The following is a 23,872-nucleotide window of genomic DNA, read 5'->3' as shown; positions in this document are numbered from 1 at the left end:
CACTCGACGAGCGATTCCCCGCCGAACTCCAACGACTCCAACCGACCCGGCGCCCACCCCCCCCGCCCCCCCCCCCCCCCCCCCACCAACCCCCCCCCCCCCCCCCCCCCCCCCCCCCCCCCACCCCCCCCCCGCCCCCCCCCCCCCCCCCCCGCCCCCCCCCGCGGCTCGTCGGAGGAGAGGAGGCGGCCGCACCGTGGCTAGCGGTGGAGGTGGCCGGATGGGCACCGGCGGATGTAGCCAGCTGGGCATCGGTGGACGTAGCTGGCTGGGCGTCGGTGGAGGTAGCCGGCTGGGTGGTGGCGGTGGGTTGGGCGGCTGCCCGGGCGGCGGTGTCGGCCGCCCGGGTGTTGGAGAGGTACATCATTTGGGGTGGCAGGTGCTTTGGACTGTGTCGGTGAAGGTTCGGCCTGCTACCGGGACGAAGGCGGCGGTGTAGCCGGTGGCGGTGAGGGTTAGTTTGCCGACGCCGAAGGTGTTGTAGTCCTTCTTCTCGATCGTCGCCTTGGTGGTGCCGCCGGCGCCGTAGAGGGCACGGCCGCCGGTGCCGATCAGGAGCTCGCGGACACCGTTGGTGGTGTCCTTGGTGCCGTCCGGCTTCGACTGGGCGAAGCGGATGTAGTTGTGGTCGTGGCCGCTGATCACCAGGTCGGCGTGGTAGTCGTAGAGCGCCTGGAAGAACGGCTGTACCGACGTGTTGTCGCTGTAGTTGCCGGCAGCGAAGCGCGAGTGATGCCAGTACGCCGCAGTACAAGGCTTGGTACTGGCGGCGAGATCCGCGCGCAACCACTGGACCTGGGCGCTCGTGGAGGTCTTGGCGATGTTCGAGTTGAGCGCGACGAAGTGCCAGTCGCCGACGTCGTAGCTGTAGTAGCCCTTGGTCCGATCACCCGCGCGACCGGTCGCCTGCCCAACACCGTTGAAGTAGTCGAAGTACCCCTTGGCGCCGGCCGTGACGTACTCGTGGTTGCCCGGCGTCGGGAACGTCTTGCTCTTGAAGACGCCCCACTGCGGGTTGTAGTTGTTGTTGTACTCCGAAAGCGTGCCGCTCTCGTACGCGTTGTCCCCGGCAGTGATCACCGCCGTCGGGTTCATCGCCTCCACCAGCGGCCGGGTCTGATTGCACGCCGACCCGCAGATGTCACCAGCGGCCGCGACCGTGACGGTCGCCAGGATCCCCGCCTGGTAGGCATCGACCCTATAGCTGCTGGCCGACGACGCGAAGTTCGGCGTGACGGTCACGCAGTTGCCCTGGAAAGCCCTGGTGTAGAAGGCCTTCCCTTGCCAGTTCGTTGCCTTGAGCGTGTACTTTCCGCCGGCCGAGCCGGCCACCGTGACCGTGTCCTTGCCGGTCAGCGTCAGCTCCTTGAAGCGAACCCGGACCCACCGAGAGTCCGAGGCCGCACAGACTTGCTGACTCGTCCCGGCCTTGGCCAGAGCGGTCGTGACTGCCACTGTCTTCGCGCCGCTCTCGGCGAGCTGGAGCTGCTCACCGGCGACGATCGTGTCCTGCTGCTGGGTGACATCCTGCTGGGGTTGCAGCGTGGCGGCGACCGGTCGGGCGTCGCCTTCCGGGCTGGTGGTGACGACGACGGTCAGGGCGCCGGCGAGCAGTCCACCGGTGACGAGGGCCGCGATCGTGGTACGTCGGGACGGTCTGTTCAGCATGGTTCCACCTCGGGCGGTAGGGGGTGAACAGCAAAGTAGCGGGCTGAACACAATCAGCAACCACCCCAGAAAGCACTACCCGATGTTCACTGAATGAACACCGCGTGAAGCAGACCCCGGAACCCGTTTTCCGGCGGACTGTTCAGAGTTTTACGGTGCGCGTCCGCCACAGCAGATAGACGAAGTACGGCGCCCCGATCAGCGCCGTCAGCAGCCCGGCCGGGATCTGCGCCGGCGCCAGCAGCGTCCGCCCGAGGCTGTCCGCGACACTTACCAGTACGGCGCCCAGCAGAGCCGCGACCGGAAGCAACCGCGCATGCCGTCCACCCACGAGCGCCCGGGCCGCATGGGGAGCGACCAAGCCGACGAAGCCCACCACTCCAATCGCAGACACGGCCGCGGCGGTCATCAACGCCGCACCGACCAGCGCGACCAGACGGGTCCGCTCCAGGCGTACGCCGAGAATGCGCGGGATGTCGTCGTCCAGCGACAGCAGGTCCAGCTCGCGGCGGGCCAGCACGATCACCGGGGTGAGGACGAGCAACGCGATCGCCACCGGGATCACCTGCGGCAGCGTACGTCCGTACGTGCTGCCGGACAGCCAGGTCATCGCGAGGCTGAGGTTCCACGGGTCGGTGTAGACGATGACGAAGGTGATGATCGCGGTCGTCGCCGACGAGACGCCGACCCCGATCAGCACCAGCCGGTCCGAACTGAGCCCACCCCTCCAGGAGACCAGATAGACCAGCGCAAAGGTGGCCAGTGCGGCCGTTGCGGCGACGCCGGACAGAAGCCAGATCCCGGCCGTCGGTACCGCCATCAGGACGACGACAGCGCCGACGCCGGCACCCCCCGTGATGCCGAGGATGCCCGGCTCTGCCAGCGGATTGCGGCAGACGGCCTGCACGGTCGCTCCCGCGATCGCGAGCGCCGCTCCGCAGAGGACGGCCGACAGGACCCGCGGGAAGCGTGTGTCGAGGACGAACGTGATCGCCCGCCCGGACCGGCCGTTGAGCCAGTTGACGATGTCGCCGGTACGGAGGAAGGCATCACCCGCCAGCATCGCGAAGACAAGCGCCGCCACCAGCAGCACGACCAGCGCGACCACGACGATCCAGAACGTGCGTACGGACCGCAGCCCGCCACCGACTCCACCGGCCTGTTGCCGGCTCGGCCCGGAGTCGCGGAACCGGCGGGCCAGCCAGACCAGCACGATCGCGCCGACGAGCATCGTCATGATGCCGGTCGGGATCTCCACTCCTGCCTGGCCGCCGAGGATCGCGCGCAGGACGACGTCGGACGCGATCACCACCAGGATGCCGGCCAGTCCGGACAACGGCAGCAGCACCCGGTGCCGCATGAGGCCCGGGACGAGCGGAGCGATCAGCCTGACGAGCACCGGCGCGACCAGTCCGACGAACCCGACGGGGCCGGCGACGGTGACCGCCGCGGCGGACAGCAGTACCGTCACGAGCGTGATCCACACCCTCGTACGGCGTACCCGGACACCTAATACGGAAGCCGTATCGTCGCCCAGGGCAAGGATGTCCAGCTTCGAGGCCAGCATCATCGCGCCGAAGATGCCGAGGGCAACAACCGGCGCCATCTGTTTGACCGCGACGAGATCGGTCTGGACGAGCGTCCCGGCGCCCCACGCGAAGGTGCCGATCGTCTCCTCGCGATACAGCAGCAACAACAACGTGGTCAGCCCGGCGAGCGCCATCGCGACCGCCGACCCGGCCAGGATCAACCGCGTCGGTCCGGCGGTACCACCGGCTGACAACCCAAGTACCAGTACTGCGGCCGCCAACCCGCCGACGAACGCGATCCCACCCGACGGAAGGGTCGGGAGCGAGATCCCGAAGGCGGCGAAGATGACCACCGCCAGGTAGGCGCCCGCGTTGACGCCGAGCGTGTCCGGCGAGGCGAGCGGGTTCCTGGCCAGCGACTGCAGACCTGCACCAGCGACACCCAGCGCAAGCCCGACCAGTACTCCGGCCAGCAGCCGAGGCAGCCGTGACGCGACCAGCACGTTCGCCGAGTTGTCCGTGCCCTGGCCGATCACCAGCTTGAGCAGGTCCCCGGCGTTCACCGAGGACGTGCCCTGGGTCAGGTGGACCGCCGCCAGCGCCACGACCGCGACGATCGCGATCGCGAAGACGCCCGCCACGCGCACCCGGCGTACAGGCTCCAGGGGCGCGGTGGCGAGGTCGGGCCGCTGGGCGGTCAGCTGGGTCAAGAGGTGACTGCCTGCACCGTCGCGTCGATGAACTGCTCGGTCGACTTCGGACCGCCGAACATCCAGATGCCGTCGGCCAGCCGGTGCACGTTGCCGCTCTTCACGAACGGCAGGTTCTTCCAGATCGCGTTCTTGGCCAGGTCGCCGCCGAACACGTCACCGCCGTCGCCGTTGTTGGCGATGTAGAGGAACTCGCCGTCCTTCAGCTTGGTCAGGCCCTCGATGTCGGTCTGCGCGAGGCCGTAGTCGGGATCACCGGCGCCGGTCCAGGCGTTCTTCAGGCCGAGCTCGTTGGTGACGGCGCCGAGCAGGGAGCCCGCGGTGTACATCCGGATCGAGATCGTGCTGCCCTGCTTGTAACCGTCGGCCATCGTGTACGGCGTACCGGCCTTGCCCGCGTCGGCGATCTTCTGCTTGCCCTCGGCAAGCTTCTTGTCGAAGTCGGCCAGCGCCGTCTTCGCCTGGTCGGTCTTGCCGACCGCCTGGGCGATCAGCTCGAGGTTGGTCCGCATCTGCGGGATCGCGTTCTTGGCGTCGGCGCCCCGGATGACCAGGACCGGCGCGGCCTTCTCCAGCTGGGCGATGGTGGCCGGCGACTCGTCCGTGGTGGTGATGATCAGGTCGGGGGTGAGCGCGACGATCGCGTCCACGCTGGCCTCGCCGCGGGTGCCGACATCCTTGGCCGAGCCGTCGAGTTTGCCCGCGCTCACCCAGGCGGTGTAACCCTTCACGTCCGCGACGCCGACCGGCTGCACGCCGAGGGTGATCAGGTTCTCGACGATGCCCCACTCCAGGCCGACCACTTTGGTGGCGGGCGTTTTGAGGTCGACCTTCTTGTTCCGCGCGTCGGTGACGGAGACGGCCTGGTGGGCGCTCGAGCTGTTCGCCTCCGGGGTGACGTTCTCGCTGCTGCCGCAGGCGGTCAGGGCCAGGGCCGCGGCCAGGGCTGCGGCGGCTAGGGCGGTGAATCTCTTCATCAATGACCTCAGTTGGTTTGCTGGAGGGTTTGGCGTTGCAGGTGTTTGCCGACCGGCCGGGTGGTGACGAGGCCTGTTGCGGGGTCGGTACCGACCTCGATCCGGATCCCGTACGTCTCCGACAGCGCATCCGCCTGCAGGACCTCGGCCGGCGTACCGGTGCTGCGGATCCGCCCCTGGTCGAGCAGGGCGATCCGGTCGGCCACGGCGGCAGCTTGGTTCAGGTCGTGCAGGACGACGCCGACCGCGACACCGTGATCGTCGGCGAGGTCGCGCATCAGGTCGAGGATCTCGATCTGGTACCGCAGGTCGAGGAACGTGGTCGGCTCGTCGAGCAGCAGGACGCCGGTGTCCTGGGCCAGACAGGTGGCGAGCCAGACGCGTTGCAGCTCACCGCCGGACAGCTCGTCGACGGCGCGCTCGGCCATCGCGGCGACGCCGGTGACGTCCATCGCGTGGATGATGGCGCGATTGCCGTCCGGGTCGTCATGACGCCAGCGACCGCGGTACGGGTGTCTGCCGTACCCGACGACGTCCCTCACGCTGACGCCGTTGGGCGTCGGACGGGACTGTGAGAGCAAGGTCACCCGCCGGGCGAAGTCCTTCGCGGTCAAGCTCAGCGCCGACTCCCCGTCGGGAAAGGTGATCTCGCCGGCGTCGGGCTTGTGCAGGCGAGCCAGGGCGCGCAACAACGTCGACTTGCCGCTACCGTTCGGCCCGACCAGCGCGGTGACCTCGGCGGCCGCGATCTCCAGCGACGCCCCGTCGACCACCTGCTTACCGTGATAACCGAGAGACAGCCCACTCCCGGCCAGCCCCACTGACTCCCGCATGGCCCGAAGGATAGCCTCACCTAAGTACCACCGTCATCCTCACAACCAGCGACCGGACGACTACAGACCAAGGCGACTGGGGTTCCCCCACGCAGCCCGTCACCTCGTGGCTTGGTGATCGACCCCCAACCCACGGCTATGTGCTGGCGGCCCTGCGACTCCCTATGAATCGGACGGGTGCTTACCGACCACTGCTCTCGAGTTGGGCGACTCCGGCGACGCGATATTCATCGAAACCCAGGCAACCAACATATGGGAGAACGTCGTCCTCACCCGCGCAACCTTGACCGAATCAGGGCACATTCTTGACGACCGTCACCGTCATCTCAGGGCGTTACCAGTCACGTTCTGCCGACGCGACGTGTTGGACGATTCAGCCCGGGGCAGACCCCATCTGTGCGTCTGCCGGTACCCTTGGCCCAGCCTGTCGAGACCACCCGGAGATGCCGATCGGGTTTCTCAAGAGCTCGTCGGAGACACCCAGCGCATCGAACTCCTTGGCCCACTGCTTCGCTATCACTCAGTCGATGCCGGCAGATGTGAAGACCCTGCCGATGACGAACTCGTCCACCGTGGCGGTACTGGCCGTCGGCTGTCTTTGCCGGCAGTGAACGGCCTGCTAGGCCGTCCTCAGCGCAGTCATCTGGAGCACGTCTGGGCGCAGTGGCTGCACGAAACCGCAGGCGCAAAGGCTCTGCCGGAAGGCACGCATGGTGAGCGGATTCCCCGAGAGCATCGAGTTGTCCGCAAGGATCTTCGACGGCACTACAACGAGACTTTCGGTGGACGACCTGCGCACATTGACCACGTAGGCCAGGAAATCTTGGATGGCATATGCCCTAACGCTCGCGCCTCAGCAAAATCCGTTCACTGAGGTCGAGTACCGAGCGATGGCGGATTCTGCCGCGCCACTCAACCGCAGTCAGGTGTGGCTGATGCACTCCGCCGAACCTCGTGCCCATGTCGCCATGGCGATCTGGTGGACGCTGCACTGGTTTCATCCGCCCGAACCAGAGAAGACGCCGAACAACACGGCGTACGGATACGTAGCCGTTGCTGGCGTCGTGATGGCGATGCTTCTCCTGTCAAGCGAGGTGATCGAAGGGCTTCGCGCGTTGCCAGACGGAGACGAAGCGCTCGCCGGGTTCATGGTTCCGCCGATGTTCAATGCACCGGTCGTACGTCGCTGCTGGCCCAATCCGCGCCCGCAGTACTTTCCGCTCGGCGTCGTGCCGGATGCTGAGTTGGCGGTTTTCATCGAGGGTGCGCCCGGAATCTTGAGCGAGATGGGACTACCTGTAGATGGCCTGACCGATGAGGCCGTGGTGAAGGTCAGGGACGAATTTCTGTCCGGGGCGAGCGCGGCCGAGCTTCGTCGGCGCTGGGAGTCGCTGTAAGCGGCGGCGCTCGGTTGCCGAGTTGCCCGGCAAGGGGCCTCAGGACTCCGGGATGACTCAGGTGGCTTTGGAGGTCTCCACCAGCACCGTTTGCAGGTCAGTGCTGACACCACCGGACCAGGAGGGCACCCTAGTATTGGTGGGAGTTGACACCACCCTGGCGGGCGCGCAAGCGGAGCGAGTCCGAGCAGATTGAGCGGAGGGGGCGCATGTCGGCGACGAAGCTCCTGGTGCTCGGTATCGTGCACCTCTCCGGCGGCGCGCATGGCTACCAGGTGCGGTCCGAACTGCAGAGCTGGGGTGCGGAGACTTGGGCCAAGATCAAGCCCGGCTCGGTTTATCACGCGCTGAAGAAGGCGGCGGCTGATGGCCTCCTCACCGAACACGCCGAGCCGGGCAACTTCGGGCCGGAGCGCGTTCTGTACCACGTGACAGCTCGGGGACGCGACGAGATAGTCGAACTGGTCCGCGACGGTCTGCGGCGCACCCATGACCCCACCATGCTCGACGCGTCCATCGCCATGTTGCCCATGCTGACCAGGACAGATGCCATCGCGCACGTCAACGAGCGGGTCGCGCGCCTGGAAGCGGAGCTCGTAGAGCAGGCCAAGTGGCGGGAGAACCCGAACCCCGACATTCCCGAACACGTCCGCGATCAGGCCGAACTGTGGGCGGGACACGCACGCACCGAACTGGAGTGGGCGAAGAGCTTGAGCAAACGACTGTCTGAGGGTGCCTACACCATGGCCGATGATCCGGGTTCGTGGCGAACGGTCCCCGATCCCCTCAAGATGCGCTTCTAAACAAACTTGACTAGACGTTCTTCCTCGTGCACTCTGGTCAAGTAATCAAATTTGACTAGCGCTGAACCAATCGGTTCGCATCACCGAGAGAAGGACTCGAACCCATGGGAAAGCTCGCGATCGAGACGAGAGGGTTGAAGAAAAGCTTCGGCAAGACCCACGCGGTCGCCGGTGTGGACCTGGCCGTGAGCGCCGGGGGCGTGTACGGCGTGCTCGGTCCGAACGGGGCGGGCAAGACCACCACGATCCGCATGCTGGCCACGCTCCTGCGCCCCGATGCCGGAGAGGCGCAAGTGCTCGGCTACGACGTCGTGCGTGACGCCCGGGCGGTGCAGAGCAGGGTGGGCCTCACCGGGCAGTTCGCGTCGGTCGACGAGGACCTCACCGGGGTGGAGAACCTGTTGCTGCTCGCCAGGTTGCTCGGCTACTCACGCCGCCGAGGCAGGGAGCGGGCGGCCGACCTGCTCGACGCGTTCGGTCTTGCCGAGGCGGCCGACCGGCAGGTGAAGAAGTACTCCGGCGGGATGCGCAGGCGCATCGACATCGCGGCGAGCCTGGTCGTCACCCCCGAACTGATCTTCCTCGACGAGCCCACGACCGGGCTCGACCCGCGCAGCAGGAACCAGGTCTGGGAGATCGTCAGGGGCATGGTCGCCGAGGGCGCCACCGTGTTGCTGACCACGCAGTACCTCGACGAGGCCGACCAGCTGGCCGACCGGATCGCGGTGATCGACCACGGGAAGGTGATCGCCGAGGGCTCGAGTGGCGAGCTCAAGGCATCGGTCGGTGCCGGCTCGCTGCACGTACGGCTACGTGCGCCCGAGCAGCGGGCCGAGGCCGAACGGGTCCTCGCCGGCGTCCTCGAGGTGCCGGCCGAGCCGTCCGCCGACCCGGCCGAGCTGTCCGCGCGGATCTCCGACCCCGAGCGGGTCGCCCGCGCCCTGGCCGAGCTGTCCCGCAGCGGCATCGACGTCACCGAGTTCGCGCTCGGTCAGCCGAGCCTGGACGAGGTGTTCCTCACCCTGACCGGACACGCCGCCGAGGAGGACGCCGCATGAATGCCACGACCGCGGAACAGGCCTCGGCGCCGGTCACCGAGGACGCGCTGCGCAGTGTGCTGTTGGCCGGCGAGCGGCCGTCGCGCCCCGGCCCGGTGCTCACCTCGCTGACGTTCGGCTGGCGCGCTTTGCTGAAGATCAAACACGTGCCCGAGCAGCTCGTCGACGTGACCCTGTTCCCGATCATGTTCACGCTGATGTTCACCTACCTGTTCGGTGGCGCGCTCGCCGGGTCGACTCAGGAGTACCTGCAGTTCCTGCTGCCGGGCATCCTGGTGCAGGCGAACGTCATGATCACCATGAACACCGGCATAACGCTGAACACCGACATCCAGAAGGGGATGTTCGACAGGTTCAGGTCACTTCCGGTGTGGCGACCGTCGCCGCTGGTCGGCGCCCTGCTCGGCGATGTGATGCGCTACTCGATCGGGTCGGCGATCGTGATCACGCTCGGACTGGTCCTAGGGTTCCGGCCGGAGGGTGGCGCCGTCGGCGTGGTGCTGTCGGTCGCGCTGCTGCTGGTGTTCTCGTTCTGCCTGTCGTGGCTGTGGACGATGCTCAGCCTGATCCTGCGCACGCCGAACTCGGTGGCGGGGGTCAGCATGATGGTGATGTTCCCGCTGACGTTCGTGAGCAACATCTTCGTGGACCCGAAGACGATGCCCGGGTGGATGCAGGCGGTCGTCGAGGTCAACCCGATCAGCCACCTGGCGACCGTGGTACGCGGCCTGATGGACGGCTCGGTGCCCGCCGGGGAAATCGGCTGGGTGCTCGTCTCGTCCGTACTTCTCGTCGCGGTCTTCGGTCCCATCACCATGGTCCTCTACCGCAACAAGAAGTAGATGCCGCTACCGCGAGCACTTGGTCGAAATCAGCTCCGACAACCCGGCCCACTCGGCCAACGCCATCACCGGTACCAGGCCCGGACACGACAAGGAGAGCCGAATGAGCACCATCCCCAAGAACAACTCGGAAACCGTCGCGCACACGCCCGGGCGGGCGAGTCGCGGGAGGGGTTGGACTCCTGATCCCGGCTCTGGCGGGCCTGGCCAGTCTCGGGTTGGCGGCATTGCTGACCGGTGCTGTCATCACCGATCAGTTCGTGCTCGAGCAGAGCTCTTGGCTGCCGCTCGCCCTTCTCGTCGTGGCGGCCGTGATCGCAAGGGCGCGGTGGTCGCGCACCGAGGCCGTCGTCGGCACGCTGCTCAGGCGCTGAGACAAACCTCTCGAACGGAGATGTGAGATGAACGAGATGGCCTTTCGCGTGACATCAAACGATGGCACCACCATCGCCTACGACCGGAAGGGAAGCGGCCCGGCTGTCGTCCTGGTAGGCGGCGCGCTGGACGACGGAGCCGAGAACGCTCCCTTGGTACCTGCTCTCGCCGAGCACTTCACGGTCTACAACTATGCCCGTCGGGGACGCGGCGCGAGCGGCTTCACCGAGCCCTACGCCGTGGAAAGGGAGATCGAGGACCTGGATGCGTTGATCGCGGAGGCGGGCGGCTCGGCACACCTGTTCGGGGCGTCCTCTGGTGGCGCGCTGGCGCTGGAAGCCGCCGCGGCCGGGTCAGCCATCGACACGATCGCCGTGTGGGAGGTGCCCTACGCGGTCGGGGACGACATACGCCCGCGATTCGAGGAGTACGTCGCGGACACCCGACGCGCCTTCGACGCCGGGCGAGACGAGGAGGTACTCGAACTGTTCATGCGCCTGTCCGGCGCTTCCGACGACAACATCGCGGCCAGGAAAGCGGCAGGCAAGCAGACGTCGCATTGGGCGGATTCGGTCGCCCTCGCGCCCACGCTGGTCCACGACAGCGTCTTCCACAACCGCTACCAATTGCCGACCGATCGACTGGCAACGGTCACCCAACCGGTCCTGGTCACCACCGGAGGACCGATCACGGTCCCCTACATGGCAGGCCTGCCCTCGGACTTCTTCGACCGCGCAGCCGACGAGCTTGCAGACCTACTACCCCACGCTCAACGGGAGACCCTCGACGGGCCGGATCACGTCGTCGACCCACAGACCATCGGCCCACTGTTGCTACGGTTCTTCAGCAGCGAACACTGAGAGGCCCGCGAGGTGGTGCGGGAAGACCGATTAGGCACCGCGCAAGCAGATCTTCGTCGCGCCAGGGACACGGGGCGGACAGGTGGTGCCGAGGTTGATGTCGTCGGCGGCATCACAGGCCTGATCCTGGGCGTGCTCGTCACCAACGTCTTCGTCGCCACGCAAGGCCGGGCCGTCGTACTGACCTGGGCTTCAGTGGGACTCGACCTGGCCTACTCGCGGCTCATAGGCTCCGTCATCGGTCGTACCCCGCACTCCGGGCCGCCTCAGAACCGCCCACCGAACCCCTGCGCAGCACATGACCAGTCACCTCGGCAGGGCCAGTGATTCCGGGCTGTGGTCGCCTGCGGTCACCGTTCCCGGGCGGTGGCCCGGTGCCGAAAGTCGTGCCCACGGCGTGCTCACGTCAGGAGTGCCACCGATGACGCAGCCGCGTTCCCGGGTCGACCTGTACGCGGCGATCCGACGGGATGCCCGATCTGGGATGTCCAACCGCGCGCTGCAGCGCAAGCACGGCGTCGGCTTCCGAAGCGTGACGGCGGCGCTGGAATCTGCATGGCCGAAGGAGAGAAAGCAACCGCCCAAACGCGGCTCACGGCTTGACGCGTACCGAGTGGTGATCGACGACTGGCTGCGCTCGGACCTCGACGCGCCGCGGAAGCAGCGACACACGGCGAAGCGGATCTTCGATCGACTGCTTTGACGAACATGACGGGGCCGGGGTGGTGTCGTACTGGATGGTCCGCGAGTACGTCGCCACCCGACGCCGTGAGATTCGCGTCGAGGTCGGACGGGAACCTGCCAACGCGTTCATCCCACAAGAGCACCTCCCGGGCCACGAGGCCGAGGTTGACTTCGGCGACGTCGCCATCCGCCTGTGCGGCGAGCTCGTAACCTGCGCGCTGTTCAGCCTTCGGCTCTCCTGCTCGGGCAAGGCCGTGCACAGGGTCAGTGCCTCGGCTGGGCAGGAAGCCTTCTTCGAGGGTCACGTCCACACCTTCAACGTGCTCGGCGGGGTGCCGACCGGGAGGATCCGCTACGACAACCTCAAGGCCGCCGTCGCGAGCGTGATCGGGTTCTCCCGCCAGCGGGTCGAGGCCGACAGGTGGACCGCCGTCCGTTCCCACGACGGCATCGACGCCTTCTATTGCCAGCCCGGAATCCAAGGTGCGCACGAGAAGGGTGGCGTCGAGGGGCAGATCGGCTGGTTCCGACGCAACCACCTCGTCCTGACGCCGACGGCACCCGTGCCCTCATTGAGGTCCTCATGCTGCACCGGCACCTTCCACACGACCACGTCGTCGCCGGACTCGCGACGGCGCTGCGTGCAGGCGCGCTCACCGCGGACGCTGTCGCGTTGGAAGCGCGCAAGTACAACGACACAGCAGATGGCGGAGCCGACGACACGACAGCGGACCACCAGTCCCTGATGAGCGGCGACAGGGCACGCGGAGAAGGCGAGATCCCTGCCGTGCGACCGCTGACCGAGCGCCGGCTCCGCGCCCACATCCCGGCCGACACTCGGCCGCTGCCGAGCGTGGAGAAGTACGACCAGCTGTTGGCCAGCCGACGTGACACCCCGAGCGAAGGAGCCGCACCGTGACCACCAAGCGCCGTGGAATGACCGAAGAAGCAGCCGACGCCGCGATCGACCAAGCGTGCCGGATGCTGCGAATGCCCACCATCCGCAACTCCTTCACCGACTACGCCGACCGGGCAGGGCGTGAGCAGATGTCTTACCGCGGGTTCCTCGCCGAACTATTGCTTGCCGAGTGCGACGATCGCGCCCGACGCCGGTCCGAACGCCGGATCAAGGCCGCCAAGTTCCCCCGCGAGAAGTCCCTGCGGGCCTTCGACTTCGACGCCAACCCCAACATCGATCCCGCCGTGATCCACACCCTCGCCAAGTGCGAATGGGTCCAGAAGGGACAGCCGCTGTGTCTGATCGGGGACTCCGGCACCGGCAAGTCCCATCTGCTGATCGCACTCGGCACCGAGGCCGCCATGGCCGGCAACCGGGTCAAGTACACCCTGGCGACCCAGCTTGCCAACGAGCTCGTCGAGGCCGCCGACGAGATGACGTTGGCGAAGCCATCGCCCGCTACGGCCGCGTCGACCTGCTGTGCATCGACGAACTCGGCTACATGCAACTCGACCGCCGCGGCGCGGAACTCCTCTTCCAGGTCCTCACCGAGCGTGAGGAGAAGGCCTCGGTCGCGATCGCGTCCAATGAGTCCTTCGGCGGCTGGACCAAGACCTTCACCGACCCCCGGCTATGCGCAGCCATCGTCGACCGACTCACCTTCGGCGGCACCATCCTCGAGACCGGCACCGACTCCTACCGTCTGGCCCAAGCCACAAAGCAGCGGACAACCTGACACCCGTCGGGCGCGGAAGCGGTGTCGACGCAAACCAACATCCGCGGCACCGACACGTGCCCGGCGGTGTCAGAACTCGCCAACAAGCGGTGTCGGACGAAACCTCCGCAGCCACGCGACACCTGTCCGCCAACTGATCCGCGACAGGCTAAGGTTCGGCAACCACCGGAGCGCCGACCAACGTACGTACACGTTGATGTCCGGTGTATAAGTCGATCGGCTACCTGTCAGGATTGCCCTCGTGAGCAAGCGATGGGATGAGACCTGGCACCGGCTCCGCGAGTGGACCTCAGGGCAAGGTCCAGCTGAGCGTCTCGCAGTCCAGATTTTGCTGGCCGCAGGTTTCGAGGACGTCGACCCGAGTCACCCGCTCGGCGGAAAAGACGGTGGTATGGACGTTGTCTGCGTGCGCGACGGTGTCCGCTACATCGGGGGGTTCTACTTTCCCCGGGGGCAGCAGTCATTCGCCGCCATCGAGTCCAAGTTCACCGCTGATCTCGAATCTGCGCGAGACCGCAAGGAGGCCGAGGCTTTCGTGTTCGTCACGAACCAGGAGTTGCGGCTCGCGGAGCGAAAGACCCTCAAGGCCGCATGGCCGGACCACGTGACTTTGTATCACCTCGAACGTGTGACCAGCCTTCTCGACCAGCCAACGCTCGCCGGCATCCGTGCCCAGTTCCTCAACATCGACGATGAGCCGAGTGGCCGCGGCGGCGACGGCGGAAGCGGCACCATCCTCGGAAACCGCGGAACTGTCATCGGAGGCAACGCGGGGCGCGGCGGTACGGGCGGCAGCGGTGGCCATGGCGGCAGCGGCACCGTCGTCGGTGACGACGCGCTAGTCATCGGTGGCGACGGCCGCGGCGGCCGCGGAGCTAGGGGGCCGACCGAGCGATACGGGTTCGACACCTCGACGTGGGGATACGGCCGCGGAGGACGCGGCCCGGATACACGTGAGTACACCCGCAGATTAGAGGTCTTGACCCAGATTCGACAGGAGTACCTGGACAGGTTCGCCGAGGACGCGCCCTACATTCTGGCCGGCATCGACGCGGTCCCGATCGCTTGGGTGAACCAGCGCCTCGACGAGCTGGGCGAAGGCTGGCACGTCGTCCGGGGCGACGAAGGATACGTACTTCCACCGCCACCACAATGAGCGGGTCTTGGGGTCGGCCGCGTGGCCTTCGAGACCGTCCGCACCTACCGCGATCCGTGCTTTCGACTGCCGCAGACACATAGCGGACGGGCTACATACATCAGTCGACGGAGGACGGAGCCCTGCGTCCTGCCGCTGCCGAGTTCACCTCTTATGGGATCAACTCGCGCCTTCGGCGCGCGGAGCGCGGGTGCGCATGCGGCCTCCGGCCGTTCACCGTCCGCACCCGCTCTCGGGGTCTTTCCTGAGCAACAACAACCGCCTCCGGCAGGGGACGTCTTGTCGTCGGGGAGTGGAGCCGCGACGTACCCGTTGCAGGGTCTAAATCAGTGGCCCGGAATGACTTCGACTGCCAGGTTGGTCAGATGCTGCTGATACTGACCGGTTCGAGTTGCTCAGGTAAGACCACGCTGGCCCGCGCGTTGGGCAACCGGATGTCGGGTGTCGCTATTCATGACCACGACGAGATCGGGGTGCCGGAGGATGCTGACAAGCAGTGGCGAAACCGGACGACAGAACAATGGATCGGCCGCGCCCTGGAGTACCAAAACCGCGGGGTGGATGTTCTCCTCACCGGGCAGTCACCGCTCGGGGAGATCTTGGCTTCGCCCTCGGCCCCTCAACTAGATGGCATCGCAGTGTGCCTAGTTCACGTCGCCGACGAGGAGCGACGGCGGCGACTCGATCAACGTGACGATGGTCGGTGGCCACCGGCAGTCCTGGACTCCTTCGTCGGTTGGGGCGCCTGGCACCTTGGGCACGCGGAAGACCCTCGCTACCGGCCTGACGTGATCATTGACGGCAGCTGGCCGGATATGGCCTGGGGTCGATGGTCAGGGTGGGCCAAGCAGGATCCCCGGTGGGACACGTACCTGCTCGACACCACGGGACGATCCATCGCACAATCCGTCGACGACCTGCAGCGCTGGCTAATGAAGCAGCGCCGCGTCCATCAAGCAGGTCAGCTCGCGCTCTCCAAAGGCTGGGTCGACGTCGAATCCTGATCCGAGCGGTTCTTCCCCGTGCTAACGGGCTTGCTGACAGCGGCCACGGATCGGGCCGGACAACCCCTGGACATTCCGCCAGATCGGTCGACGCGTTGAGGCGTGATGTGGTCAAGGATGGACGCACTGAACTCGGATACGGATCAGGTGTTGAGGAGTTGGTCGGCTAGCCAGGGGTAGGTGTAGGTGAAGGCCTGGGTGGCGAACTGCCAGTTGTGGCTGCCGGGTTGGATGGTCAGGGTCGAGGTGATGCCGACCTTCTTGCCGGCGGTGATGAACTCCTTGGCTACCCGGATGTGGGTGAGTTCCTCGTTGCCGTCGAGGTACTGGCCGGTGATTGGCGGGTACGGGCCGTGCTTGGCCATCACGGTCAGCGGGGCGTGAGCGTTGTACGCCGCCTGCGAGCCGCCGAACAGGCTGGCGATCGTCTGAGCCTCGTCGCCGGTGTTCGGGGCCTCGTCGCCGGAGATGTCGATGAAGTGCCGGAACGCCTCGGGGTGCTCGGTGACGAGTCCGATGGCGCAGGTACCGCCCATCGAGAAGCCGGCGATCGCCCATTTGCGCGGATCCGTCGAGGCGCCGAAGTGCTTCTCGACGTACTGCGGTACGTCGAGAACGAGGTGATCCTCCGCTTGCCCGTGCGGCCCGTTGACGCACTCGGTGTCGTTGCCAAACCCGCCCGTCGGGTCGACGAAGATCAGGATCGGGCCGGCGCCGTGATGTCTTGCCGCGTACTTCTCCGCGGTCTGGACGGCTTGTCCGATGCGGATCCAGTTCTCGGGCTTGGAGTGCTCGGCGGCGATCATCTCCACCGCCGGCAAGGCCGGCCGCGTCTTCTGGAACCACGCCGGTGGCAGCCAGACCAGCTCGGGCCGGTGCTTGAACCCGCTCGGCGTCGCCGGGATGGTGACCTTGACCAGCTTGCCCGTCCTCTGGGCAACCGGATCCGGCTTGGTGGTCAGCTGGTGGAGCGAGACCTCGCCCGGTACCTGCTTGTTCTCGATCCCGGCCACCGCGTCGCCGACGGTCGGGAAGTACCCGACGAACCGGTTGACTCCGTTGACGCAGACGACCGCAGCCAGGGTGGCAGCAACAACCGCCGCCCCTCGATGCCGCCAGTTCACCGTCCGCGACATCGCCGCGTGCCCAGTCGCCCGCCGGGGCGAGTTCCAGCCGACGACCAAGACCAGCAACGCGCCGACCACGACCCCGAGCCACAACCACACCGCAACGGGCAGCGGATCAGTCACGCCTGCCGCCGGTACCACCACCCAAGCCATCAGAGCCGCGATCGCCGCAGACCCCACCACAATGACCGGCAGCTTCCGGGTCCGCCACCGCGCGTCACGCCATCCCACCGCGACGAGCAGCGCGACGACAGCGACGCTCTCAAGGGTCCATGGCAGCCAACCGCTCAGCAGCGATACCTCTAATGCCACGTCATCCTCCGTAGGCCCCCGGCACCCCTGCCCCGAAGGTAGACGCCCTGCCGACTAGTTTGGTTGCCGCACGCCGTGCGAGTCGTCGTTGAGCATTGCCAAGGAGGAGTTATGGGACGTGCGGTCCGCCACTCGTTGATCGTCGGCGCAGTGGCTCTTGGGTTGATGGCGGCGGTGAGTCCGGCCGCCACTGCGGCGCCGGTCTCGGTGTTCTCCCCCGGTGCGGCCGGGGACGGGGATCCGTACTTCCCGGACATGGGCAATGGTGGCTATGACGTGAGTCACTACGACATCAAGCTCGCATTCAGTCCCACGACTCATGCGATCAGCGCGACGACGACGATCTCCGCCCGTGCGACGCAGAATCTGTCCCGGTTCGACCTGGACTTCCTGGGGCCGTTGAAGATCAGCAAGCTCTCGGTCAACGGGCGGCGGGCGGCCTTCAAGCGGACCGGTGCGCAGGAGTTGGTGATCACCCCACCGCACGGGCTGCGGCGAGGGAGCAAGTTCGTCGTGTCGGTGTCGTATGCGGGCGTACCGTCGAAGATCGATGACCCGGCACTGGGGATCTCCGGCTGGGTCGCCACCAAGGACGGCGCGGTCGCGCTCAACCAGCCGATCGGCGCGGCGACCTACTACCCGGTGAACGACACGACCCGCGACAAGGCGACGTACAGCCAGACCGTCAACGTGCCGAACGGCCTGACGGTACTGGCGAACGGCGAGCCTGGTCCCGTCACCAAGCGCGGCGGCAGGACCACCTTCCGGTGGAAGATGAACCAGCCGATGGCCAGCGAACTCAGCATGCTTGCGATCGGGAAGTACAACGTCACTCGCGGGGTGCTGCGCGACGGCCGGCCGAACATCACCGCGATCGGCCAGTCGATCGACACTGTGGCCGGCCAGGGCAAGGTGCTCAATAAGACCACCGCGCAGGTTGTCGAGTGGGAGCAGACGCTGTACGGCCGCTACCCGTTCGCGTCCACGGGCGGCATCATCGGCGACGTCGGCGTGCACTATGCGCTGGAGACGCAGGGCCGGCCGGTCTACGACCAGCGCAGCAGCAAGGTCAGCGGCGACCTGCTCGCCCACGAGCTGGGTCACCAATGGTTCGGCGACAGCCTCACCCCCGCCCGCTGGTCGGACATCTGGCTCAACGAGGGCTTCGCCACGTACTCCGAATGGCTCTACCAGGAGAAGTTCAACGGCGTCCCCGTCCAGCAAAGCTTCAACGAGGCCTACGCCGGCGAGAAGGACTGGACCGGCAAAGTGGCCGACCCCGGCCGAGACCAGATCTTCGACGACCTCGTCTACACCCGAGGCGCCCTCACCCTCCACGCCCTCCGCCTCAAAATAGGCGACAAAGCCTTCTTCACCCTCCTGAAGTCCTGGCCCACAACCCACCGCCACTCCAACGTCTCAACCCAAGACTTCATCACCTACGTAGAACACCAAACCCACCGCGACCTGACCCCGTTCTTCAACACCTGGCTCTACCAACCCGGCAAACCCAAGCTCTAACCCACGCTCGCGCAGGCGACTGTCCACCTCGCCCGCACCAGCCAGCACCTCAACAAACCAACAACCCCGACCGGGTTTCCGGCCGGGGTTGTTGCAACTCAACGGCCAGCCGCCCACCCCCGCTGGATCGGCGGCAAGGCAGCCGCACTCAGACACCTCAGGACCCTGTCGTGGCCGGCCCGAAACCCGCGATCGCACCGGCGATGGCGCCGGCGTACTTCCTCGATGCCATCGTCCGTTGCGGTCAGCCCGGTGAATCACCGGCTGTCCCCCAACGCGCGCACACCCTGCTCTCCCGGCCACCCACTGAGCCGTCCACAAACGCTGGAGGACCTGTGCTGTCCGCCACGCCACCGAAGCGTGAGCGGCCGCCTCTCCCGGCGCTAACGCCTGCACCCAGGGCGTCGCAGCAGATCCGCCCCTCCCTTCAGCATGCCCTCGTGCCGCTCCATCCGCTACGGACCAGCGGCCCACGGCACCACCTGCCGGGTTGCCAGCCCGCTCGAAGCAACTGCTGGCCGAAGCCAACGCTCAGCCGAAGCTACCAGCCCACCCGTGCCCACATTTATAATGTTCTTTGCTCCTGTTCTTTGCTCTTGTTTCTACAAGGTGGCGGCTAGTTCGGTGCCTTGGAGGATGGCTTGTTTGGCGTCTAGTTCGGTGGCTTGGTGGGCGCCGCCGATCAGGTGGGCGGTGGGGGTGGCGAGGTCGCGGACCGGTTCTTGGCCGGCGCAGATGACTACCGTGTCGACTGGTAGTACGCGGGGGTTTTCGTGGTTGGGGCCGAAGGTCAGGTGGAGGCCTTCGTCGTCTATGCGTTCGTAGTTGACGTTGGTGAGGAGCTCGACCTGCTTGTTCTTCAGCGCGGCTCGGTGGACCCAGCCGGTGGTTTTGCCCAGGGTGGCGCCGATTTTGCCGGGCTTGCGTTGGAGTAGGTAGATCTGGCGGGGCGACGGCTCGGGGTGGGGTTTGGTGAGGGCGCCGCGGGTTGTCCGGGGGTCGGCGACGCCCCATTCGGCCTTCCAGGCGGCCAGGTCGAGGGTCGGGGAGTCAACGGTGGTGAGGAATTCGGTGACGTCCACGCCGATGCCGCCGGCGCCGATGACGGCGACCGACTTGCCGACGGGACGGCCGTGGCGGACTACGTCGACGTACGAGAGGACCTTCTCGTGGTCGATGCCGGGGATGGACGGAATGCGCGGCACGACACCAGTCGCGAGGATGACGTCGTCGAAGCCTTCGAGGTCGGCGGCGACGGCGCGGTGGCCGAGGTGGAGTTTGACGCCGGTCAATTCGAGCCGGCGTTCGTAGTACCGGATGGTCTCGGCGAATTCTTCCTTGCCGGGGATCCGCCGGGCGATCCCGAATTGCCCGCCGATCTCGTTGTCTGCTTCGAAAAGCTCGACATCATGCCCGCGTTCAGCGGCAGTGACAGCCGCCGACAGCCCGGCCGGCCCAGCGCCGACCACCGCGATACGACGTGTACGCCGAGTCGGCAGCAGCACCAATTCGGTCTCCCGAGCGGCGCGTGGATTGACCATGCAACTCGCGTGCCGCCTGGCGAACACGTGGTCCAGACAGGCCTGATTGCAGGCGATGCAGACGTTGATCTCATCCGCCCGGCCAGAAGTTGCCTTGAGCACCCATTCCGGATCGGCCAGGAACGGGCGGGCCATACTGATCAGATCGGCGTCACCGCGAGCCAGTACCTCCTCGCCCACCTGCGGCAGGTTGATCCGGTTCGAGGTCACGACCGGGATGGAGACATGAGGCCGGAACGACGCCGTGATCGACGTGAACGCGGCCCGGGGCACCGACGTCACGATCGTCGGCACCCGCGCTTCATGCCAGCCGATCCCAGTGTTGATGATCGACGCGCCCGCTGCCTCAATCTCCTTGCCCAGAGCAATGACCTCGGACCATTCCTGGCCGCCCTCGACCAGGTCCGCCATCGACAGCCGGTAGATGATCAGGAAGTCCGGCCCGACGCGTTCGCGAATCCCCCGGACGATCTCGACCGCGACCCGGCGACGGTTCTCCGCGCTGCCACCCCAGCGATCGCGCCGCTTGTTCGTCCGCTCGGCCAGGAACTGGTTGATGAAGTACCCCTCGGACCCCATCACCTCGACCCCGTCGTACCCGCCCTCGCGAGCCAGCGCGGCACAGTCGACGTACGCCGCGATCTGCCGTCGCACACCCCGATCCGACAGCGCACGCGGCTTGAACGGGTTGATCGGCGCCTTCACCGCCGATGCCGAGACACTGAACGGGTGATACGCGTACCGCCCCGCATGCAGGATCTGCAACGCGATCAACCCGCCCTCGGCGTGCACCGCATCGGTAACCACCCGATGTCCGCGAGCCTCACGGCGCGTCGTCAGCTTCGAGGCAAAGGGGGTCAGCCAGCCGGTCCGGTTCGGCGCGTAGCCGCCCGTGACGATGAGGCCGACGCCGCCGCGAGCGCGCTCGGCGAAGTACGCGGCGAGCTTCGGCAGGTCCTTGGCACGGTCCTCGAGACCGGTGTGCATCGACCCCATGATCACCCGGTTCTTCAGGGTGACGTGGCCGAGGTCGAGCGGGGCCAGCAGGTTCGGGTACTCGCTCATGAGGTGCCTTCCGATCGCATCGCCTGGATGACTTCGTCGCACCAGCCGAGGAACGACTCCTCGGCGCGGACGCCGCCGCGGAGTACGAGGTACTGGTGTAGTTCCCGGCCATTGAGCTTGTCCGGCTTGGGGAAGTCGCGCTGCTGGATGGCGCGGTAGGTCTCCAGCCGGGTCGCGTGCTCGGCACGGTGGCGCTCGACTTCACGCAGTACCGCCGAAGTGTCGCCCAGCGAGGCGCCGCGGAGCTTGACCGCCAACCCGTCACGCAGAAGAGCCGGATCGACGGGCTCGGCCAGCCAGCGCGTGAGCTCATCGCGGCCATCCGAGGACACCTCGTAGACCTTCTTGTCCGGGCGGCCGTCCTGGGCCACGTCGGTATGCGTGATCCAGCCGGCGTCATCCATCCGGCGCAGCACCCGGTAGATCTGCTGATGGGTCGCGGGCCAGAAGAAGCCGATCGACCGGTCGAACCGCCTGGCCAGCTCGTAGCCGGACCCGGCGCGCTCGGTGAGCGAGACGAGAATCGCGTGTTCGAGGGTCATACCGCCGACCATACCTATGCAACGAGTTGCACTGCACCTGATTGCAGTGCAGCTCACACCCCGGCCGCGGACATCCAACCGGTTGGTCGGATGAGGGAGAATGGTTGCAGACGCCAGCTATTGCGGAGCGGAGAGACTTCCATGGAGCACCCGACCAGGACCACGTTGCCCGGGATCGGCACCCGGTACGACCTCATCACCGACGGCGGCAAGCACGTCTCGGTGGTGGTGCACACGGACGGCCGGCGGTTCCTGGGGTTCCACGATCCGGAGGACGACGACAGCTGCCTGGGCAGCGTCCCGCTCGGCCCGGCCGAGGCGAGCGCGCTCGGTCAGCTCCTGATCCCCGCGCCGATCGAGCCGCTGCGCGGTGACATCGAGATCGACCTGGTCACCGAGCAGATCCCGATCACCAGCCGCTCCCCGTACTCCGGCCGCACGCTCGGCGACACCCAGGCCCGCACCCGGACCGGCGCGTCGATTGTCGCGGTACTACGCCGTACCGGCGCCGTGCCCTCACCAACACCCGACTTCAGGTTCGCCACCGGGGACACGATCGTCGTAGTCGGCACCCGCGAAGGCGTCGACGCCGTCGCCGAACTGATCACGGGAGGCTGAGATGCACCATCCCACTCCCCCGCGCCCCACCACCGCCAAGCCGATCACGGGATCGACTCACATGCACCAGCCCACTCTCCTGCGCCCCACCGCCGTCGAGCCGATCGCGGGAGGCTGATATGCACGAGACGACTGGCTTGCTGATCGAGCTGGGGGGCGTGTTGCTTGCCCTTGGCATCCTTGGCCGGATCGCCGGGCGGGTCGGCTTCTCGCCGATTCCGCTGTACTTGCTGGCCGGACTCGCCTTCGGCCACGGTGGGCTGCTGCCGCTGGATGCATCGGAGGAGTTCGTTGCCACCGGCGCCGAGATCGGGGTGATCCTGCTGCTGTTGCTGCTCGGGCTCGAGTACACGGCGGCGGATCTGGTGGGAACGCTGAAGACGCAGTACCTGTCCGGCGTGGTCGACTTCCTGCTGAACGCGTTGCCGGGTGCCGCCGTTGCGCTGCTGCTCGGCTGGGGACCGGTGGCGGCGGTCGCGCTGGCCGGCGTCACCTGGATCTCGTCGTCGGGGGTGATCGCGAAGGTGGTCGGCGATCTCGGGCGGCTCGGTAATCGCGAGACACCGATCGTGCTGGGGATCCTGGTGCTCGAGGATCTGTCGATGGCGGTCTATCTGCCGATCCTGACGGCGTTGCTCGCCGGTGTCGGGCTGGCGGGTGGCAGTGTGACGTTGCTGATCTCGCTGGGGACGGTGAGCGTCGTACTGTTCGTCGCCTTGCGCTACGGGCGGGTGATCAGCCGGGCCGTCTCGTCCGACAACCCGGAGATGTTGCTCCTCGTCGTACTGGGTTTGACGCTGCTTGTCGCCGGGGTCGCGCAGAAGTTGCAGGTGTCGGCGGCGGTCGGGGCGTTCCTGGTCGGGATCGCGTTGTCGGGCGAGGTGGCGAAGGGCGCGCGCAATCTGCTCAGCCCGCTGCGGGATTTGTTTGCCGCCGTCTTCTTTGTTTTCTTCGGCTTGAGCACCGACCCGGCCGACATTCCGCCGGTGCTGGGAGTCGCGTTGGCGCTCGCAGTACTGACCTCGCTGACGAAGATCGCCACCGGCTGGTACGCCGCTCGCAAGGCGGGCGTCAAGTCCGCCGGCCGCTGGCGCGCGGGCGGCACGCTCGTCGCGCGCGGCGAGTTCTCGATCGTCATCGCCGGCCTCGCAGTCGGAGTCGAACCCCGCCTCGGCCCGCTGGCAACCGCTTACGTCCTCATTCTCGTAATCCTCGGCCCCATCACCGCCCGCTTCACCGAACCGGTCACCCGCAAGCTGACCAACCTCCGCAAGAAACCCGAACCCATCGGCCCACCCCTCGCGGAACGCCTGGACGACCCCGCCAACTCCAACAGCTGACCACCGCCTTACGGCGCAGCCTGACGGCTGCAAGGGAAGGCGCAGTGTGCCGAGTTCGGTGTGCGGCGGTGGCGCAGGTCGCCGTGGGCTCGGAGGTCGGCAGTGTAGGCGCCGGCCGTCGCCTACACACGGCGCAGCCTCACGGCTGCAAGGGAAGGCGCAGTGCGCCGCGCCGAGTTCGGTGTGCGGCGGTAGCGCAGGTCGCCGCGGGCTCGG

General features: G+C 67.0%; 22 protein-coding genes and 1 pseudogene. 16 read left to right on the top strand and 7 right to left on the bottom strand.

Translation table 11 applies throughout. The features are described 5' to 3' along the window. Positions 1 to 363 precede the first annotated feature (363 nt). The 4 genes from ACIA12_RS29540 to ACIA12_RS29525 all read right to left on the bottom strand — a co-directional run bounded on the left by ACIA12_RS29540 (position 364) and on the right by ACIA12_RS29525 (position 5,717). Positions 364 to 1,668 (bottom strand): metallophosphoesterase family protein, encoded by a 1,305-nt coding sequence (locus ACIA12_RS29540; protein WP_396370418.1) that lies wholly within the window; start codon positions 1,666 to 1,668, stop codon positions 364 to 366. A gap of 142 nt (positions 1,669 to 1,810) precedes the next feature. Beyond that, on the bottom strand, positions 1,811 to 3,907 hold the full coding sequence (locus tag ACIA12_RS29535) for an iron ABC transporter permease (RefSeq protein ID WP_396370417.1): 2,097 nt from the start codon (positions 3,905 to 3,907) through the stop codon (positions 1,811 to 1,813). After that, the gene (locus tag ACIA12_RS29530) at positions 3,904 to 4,884 is read right to left on the bottom strand and encodes an ABC transporter substrate-binding protein (protein ID WP_396370416.1); all 981 of its coding nucleotides are present in this window, start codon (positions 4,882 to 4,884) and stop codon (positions 3,904 to 3,906) included. The genes ACIA12_RS29535 and ACIA12_RS29530 overlap by 4 nt, the downstream gene beginning before the upstream one ends. Before the next feature lie 8 nt (positions 4,885 to 4,892). After that, positions 4,893 to 5,717, bottom strand: coding sequence for an ABC transporter ATP-binding protein (locus ACIA12_RS29525; RefSeq protein WP_396370415.1), 825 nt, complete (start codon positions 5,715 to 5,717; stop codon positions 4,893 to 4,895). An 827-nt stretch (positions 5,718 to 6,544) separates the two neighbouring features. Here ACIA12_RS29525 and ACIA12_RS29520 point away from each other — a divergent pair. From ACIA12_RS29520 to ACIA12_RS29460, 13 genes and pseudogenes are all read left to right on the top strand, one after another. Then, positions 6,545 to 7,114: a hypothetical protein gene (locus ACIA12_RS29520; RefSeq protein ID WP_396370413.1), complete on the top strand. Its 570-nt coding sequence runs from the start codon at positions 6,545 to 6,547 to the stop codon at positions 7,112 to 7,114. A gap of 209 nt (positions 7,115 to 7,323) precedes the next feature. After that, positions 7,324 to 7,917, top strand: coding sequence for a PadR family transcriptional regulator (locus ACIA12_RS29515; RefSeq protein ID WP_396370412.1), 594 nt, complete (start codon positions 7,324 to 7,326; stop codon positions 7,915 to 7,917). A 104-nt stretch (positions 7,918 to 8,021) separates the two neighbouring features. Then, the gene (locus tag ACIA12_RS29510) at positions 8,022 to 8,975 is read left to right on the top strand and encodes an ATP-binding cassette domain-containing protein (protein WP_396370411.1); all 954 of its coding nucleotides are present in this window, start codon (positions 8,022 to 8,024) and stop codon (positions 8,973 to 8,975) included. Next, positions 8,972 to 9,817, top strand: a complete 846-nt coding sequence (locus ACIA12_RS29505; RefSeq protein WP_396370410.1) for an ABC transporter permease — start codon at positions 8,972 to 8,974, stop codon at positions 9,815 to 9,817. The genes ACIA12_RS29510 and ACIA12_RS29505 overlap by 4 nt, the downstream gene beginning before the upstream one ends. Before the next feature lie 218 nt (positions 9,818 to 10,035). Further along, a complete protein-coding gene (locus ACIA12_RS29500) occupies positions 10,036 to 10,191 on the top strand; it encodes a hypothetical protein (RefSeq protein WP_396370409.1) in 156 nt (51 codons plus the stop codon). Between the two features lie 48 nt (positions 10,192 to 10,239). Next, on the top strand, positions 10,240 to 11,052 hold the full coding sequence (locus tag ACIA12_RS29495) for an alpha/beta fold hydrolase (RefSeq protein WP_396370408.1): 813 nt from the start codon (positions 10,240 to 10,242) through the stop codon (positions 11,050 to 11,052). A gap of 421 nt (positions 11,053 to 11,473) precedes the next feature. Beyond that, complete coding sequence (locus ACIA12_RS29490) at positions 11,474 to 11,755, top strand: hypothetical protein (RefSeq protein WP_396370407.1); 282 nt, start codon at positions 11,474 to 11,476, stop codon at positions 11,753 to 11,755. Positions 11,756 to 11,774: 19 nt separating this feature from the next. Beyond that, positions 11,775 to 12,482: a hypothetical protein gene (locus ACIA12_RS29485; RefSeq protein WP_396370406.1), complete on the top strand. Its 708-nt coding sequence runs from the start codon at positions 11,775 to 11,777 to the stop codon at positions 12,480 to 12,482. Beyond that, positions 12,482 to 12,655: a hypothetical protein gene (locus ACIA12_RS29480; protein ID WP_396370405.1), complete on the top strand. Its 174-nt coding sequence runs from the start codon at positions 12,482 to 12,484 to the stop codon at positions 12,653 to 12,655. Before ACIA12_RS29485 ends, ACIA12_RS29480 begins: the two co-directional genes overlap by 1 nt. A gap of 17 nt (positions 12,656 to 12,672) precedes the next feature. Next, positions 12,673 to 13,071: pseudogene (locus tag ACIA12_RS29475) on the top strand (ATP-binding protein); the annotation flags it as partial. Beyond that, on the top strand, positions 12,966 to 13,430 hold the full coding sequence (locus tag ACIA12_RS29470) for an ATP-binding protein (protein ID WP_396370441.1): 465 nt from the start codon (positions 12,966 to 12,968) through the stop codon (positions 13,428 to 13,430). The pseudogene ACIA12_RS29475 and the gene ACIA12_RS29470, both read left to right, overlap by 106 nt. A 241-nt stretch (positions 13,431 to 13,671) precedes the next feature. Next, complete coding sequence (locus tag ACIA12_RS29465; RefSeq protein WP_396370404.1) at positions 13,672 to 14,586, top strand: hypothetical protein; 915 nt, start codon at positions 13,672 to 13,674, stop codon at positions 14,584 to 14,586. Positions 14,587 to 14,915: 329 nt separating this feature from the next. After that, positions 14,916 to 15,590, top strand: a complete 675-nt coding sequence (locus ACIA12_RS29460; protein WP_396370403.1) for a hypothetical protein — start codon at positions 14,916 to 14,918, stop codon at positions 15,588 to 15,590. Positions 15,591 to 15,733: 143 nt separating this feature from the next. Here the strand turns inward: ACIA12_RS29460 and ACIA12_RS29455 are convergent, their stop codons facing one another. After that, complete coding sequence (locus ACIA12_RS29455; RefSeq protein WP_396370402.1) at positions 15,734 to 17,029, bottom strand: alpha/beta hydrolase; 1,296 nt, start codon at positions 17,027 to 17,029, stop codon at positions 15,734 to 15,736. 111 nt (positions 17,030 to 17,140) lie between these two features. Here ACIA12_RS29455 and ACIA12_RS29450 point away from each other — a divergent pair, with 111 nt between their 5' ends. After that, positions 17,141 to 18,550 (top strand): M1 family metallopeptidase, encoded by a 1,410-nt coding sequence (locus ACIA12_RS29450; protein WP_396370401.1) that lies wholly within the window; start codon positions 17,141 to 17,143, stop codon positions 18,548 to 18,550. Between the two features lie 602 nt (positions 18,551 to 19,152). On the opposite strand, the gene ACIA12_RS29445 is transcribed toward ACIA12_RS29450, so the two are convergent. Together ACIA12_RS29445 and ACIA12_RS29440 are read right to left on the bottom strand one after the other, a co-directional pair. Further along, complete coding sequence (locus tag ACIA12_RS29445; protein ID WP_396370400.1) at positions 19,153 to 21,156, bottom strand: FAD-dependent oxidoreductase; 2,004 nt, start codon at positions 21,154 to 21,156, stop codon at positions 19,153 to 19,155. Next, complete coding sequence (locus ACIA12_RS29440; RefSeq protein ID WP_396370399.1) at positions 21,153 to 21,698, bottom strand: PadR family transcriptional regulator; 546 nt, start codon at positions 21,696 to 21,698, stop codon at positions 21,153 to 21,155. The genes ACIA12_RS29445 and ACIA12_RS29440 overlap by 4 nt, the downstream gene beginning before the upstream one ends. Before the next feature lie 141 nt (positions 21,699 to 21,839). On the opposite strand from ACIA12_RS29440, the gene ACIA12_RS29435 reads away from it, so the two are divergent. Next, positions 21,840 to 22,316: a TrkA C-terminal domain-containing protein gene (locus ACIA12_RS29435; RefSeq protein ID WP_343983039.1), complete on the top strand. Its 477-nt coding sequence runs from the start codon at positions 21,840 to 21,842 to the stop codon at positions 22,314 to 22,316. A gap of 119 nt (positions 22,317 to 22,435) precedes the next feature. Beyond that, positions 22,436 to 23,656, top strand: a complete 1,221-nt coding sequence (locus ACIA12_RS29430; protein WP_396370398.1) for a cation:proton antiporter — start codon at positions 22,436 to 22,438, stop codon at positions 23,654 to 23,656. Positions 23,657 to 23,872: the final 216 nt, after the last annotated feature.

It is taken from the genome of Kribbella sp. NPDC051620 (assembly GCF_044453825.1).
In the GTDB taxonomy this organism is placed as follows: Bacteria; Actinomycetota; Actinomycetes; order Propionibacteriales; family Kribbellaceae; genus Kribbella.
Note: the sequence above shows the minus strand (reverse complement) of the source record. Positions and strands in the feature narration are given on the sequence as shown.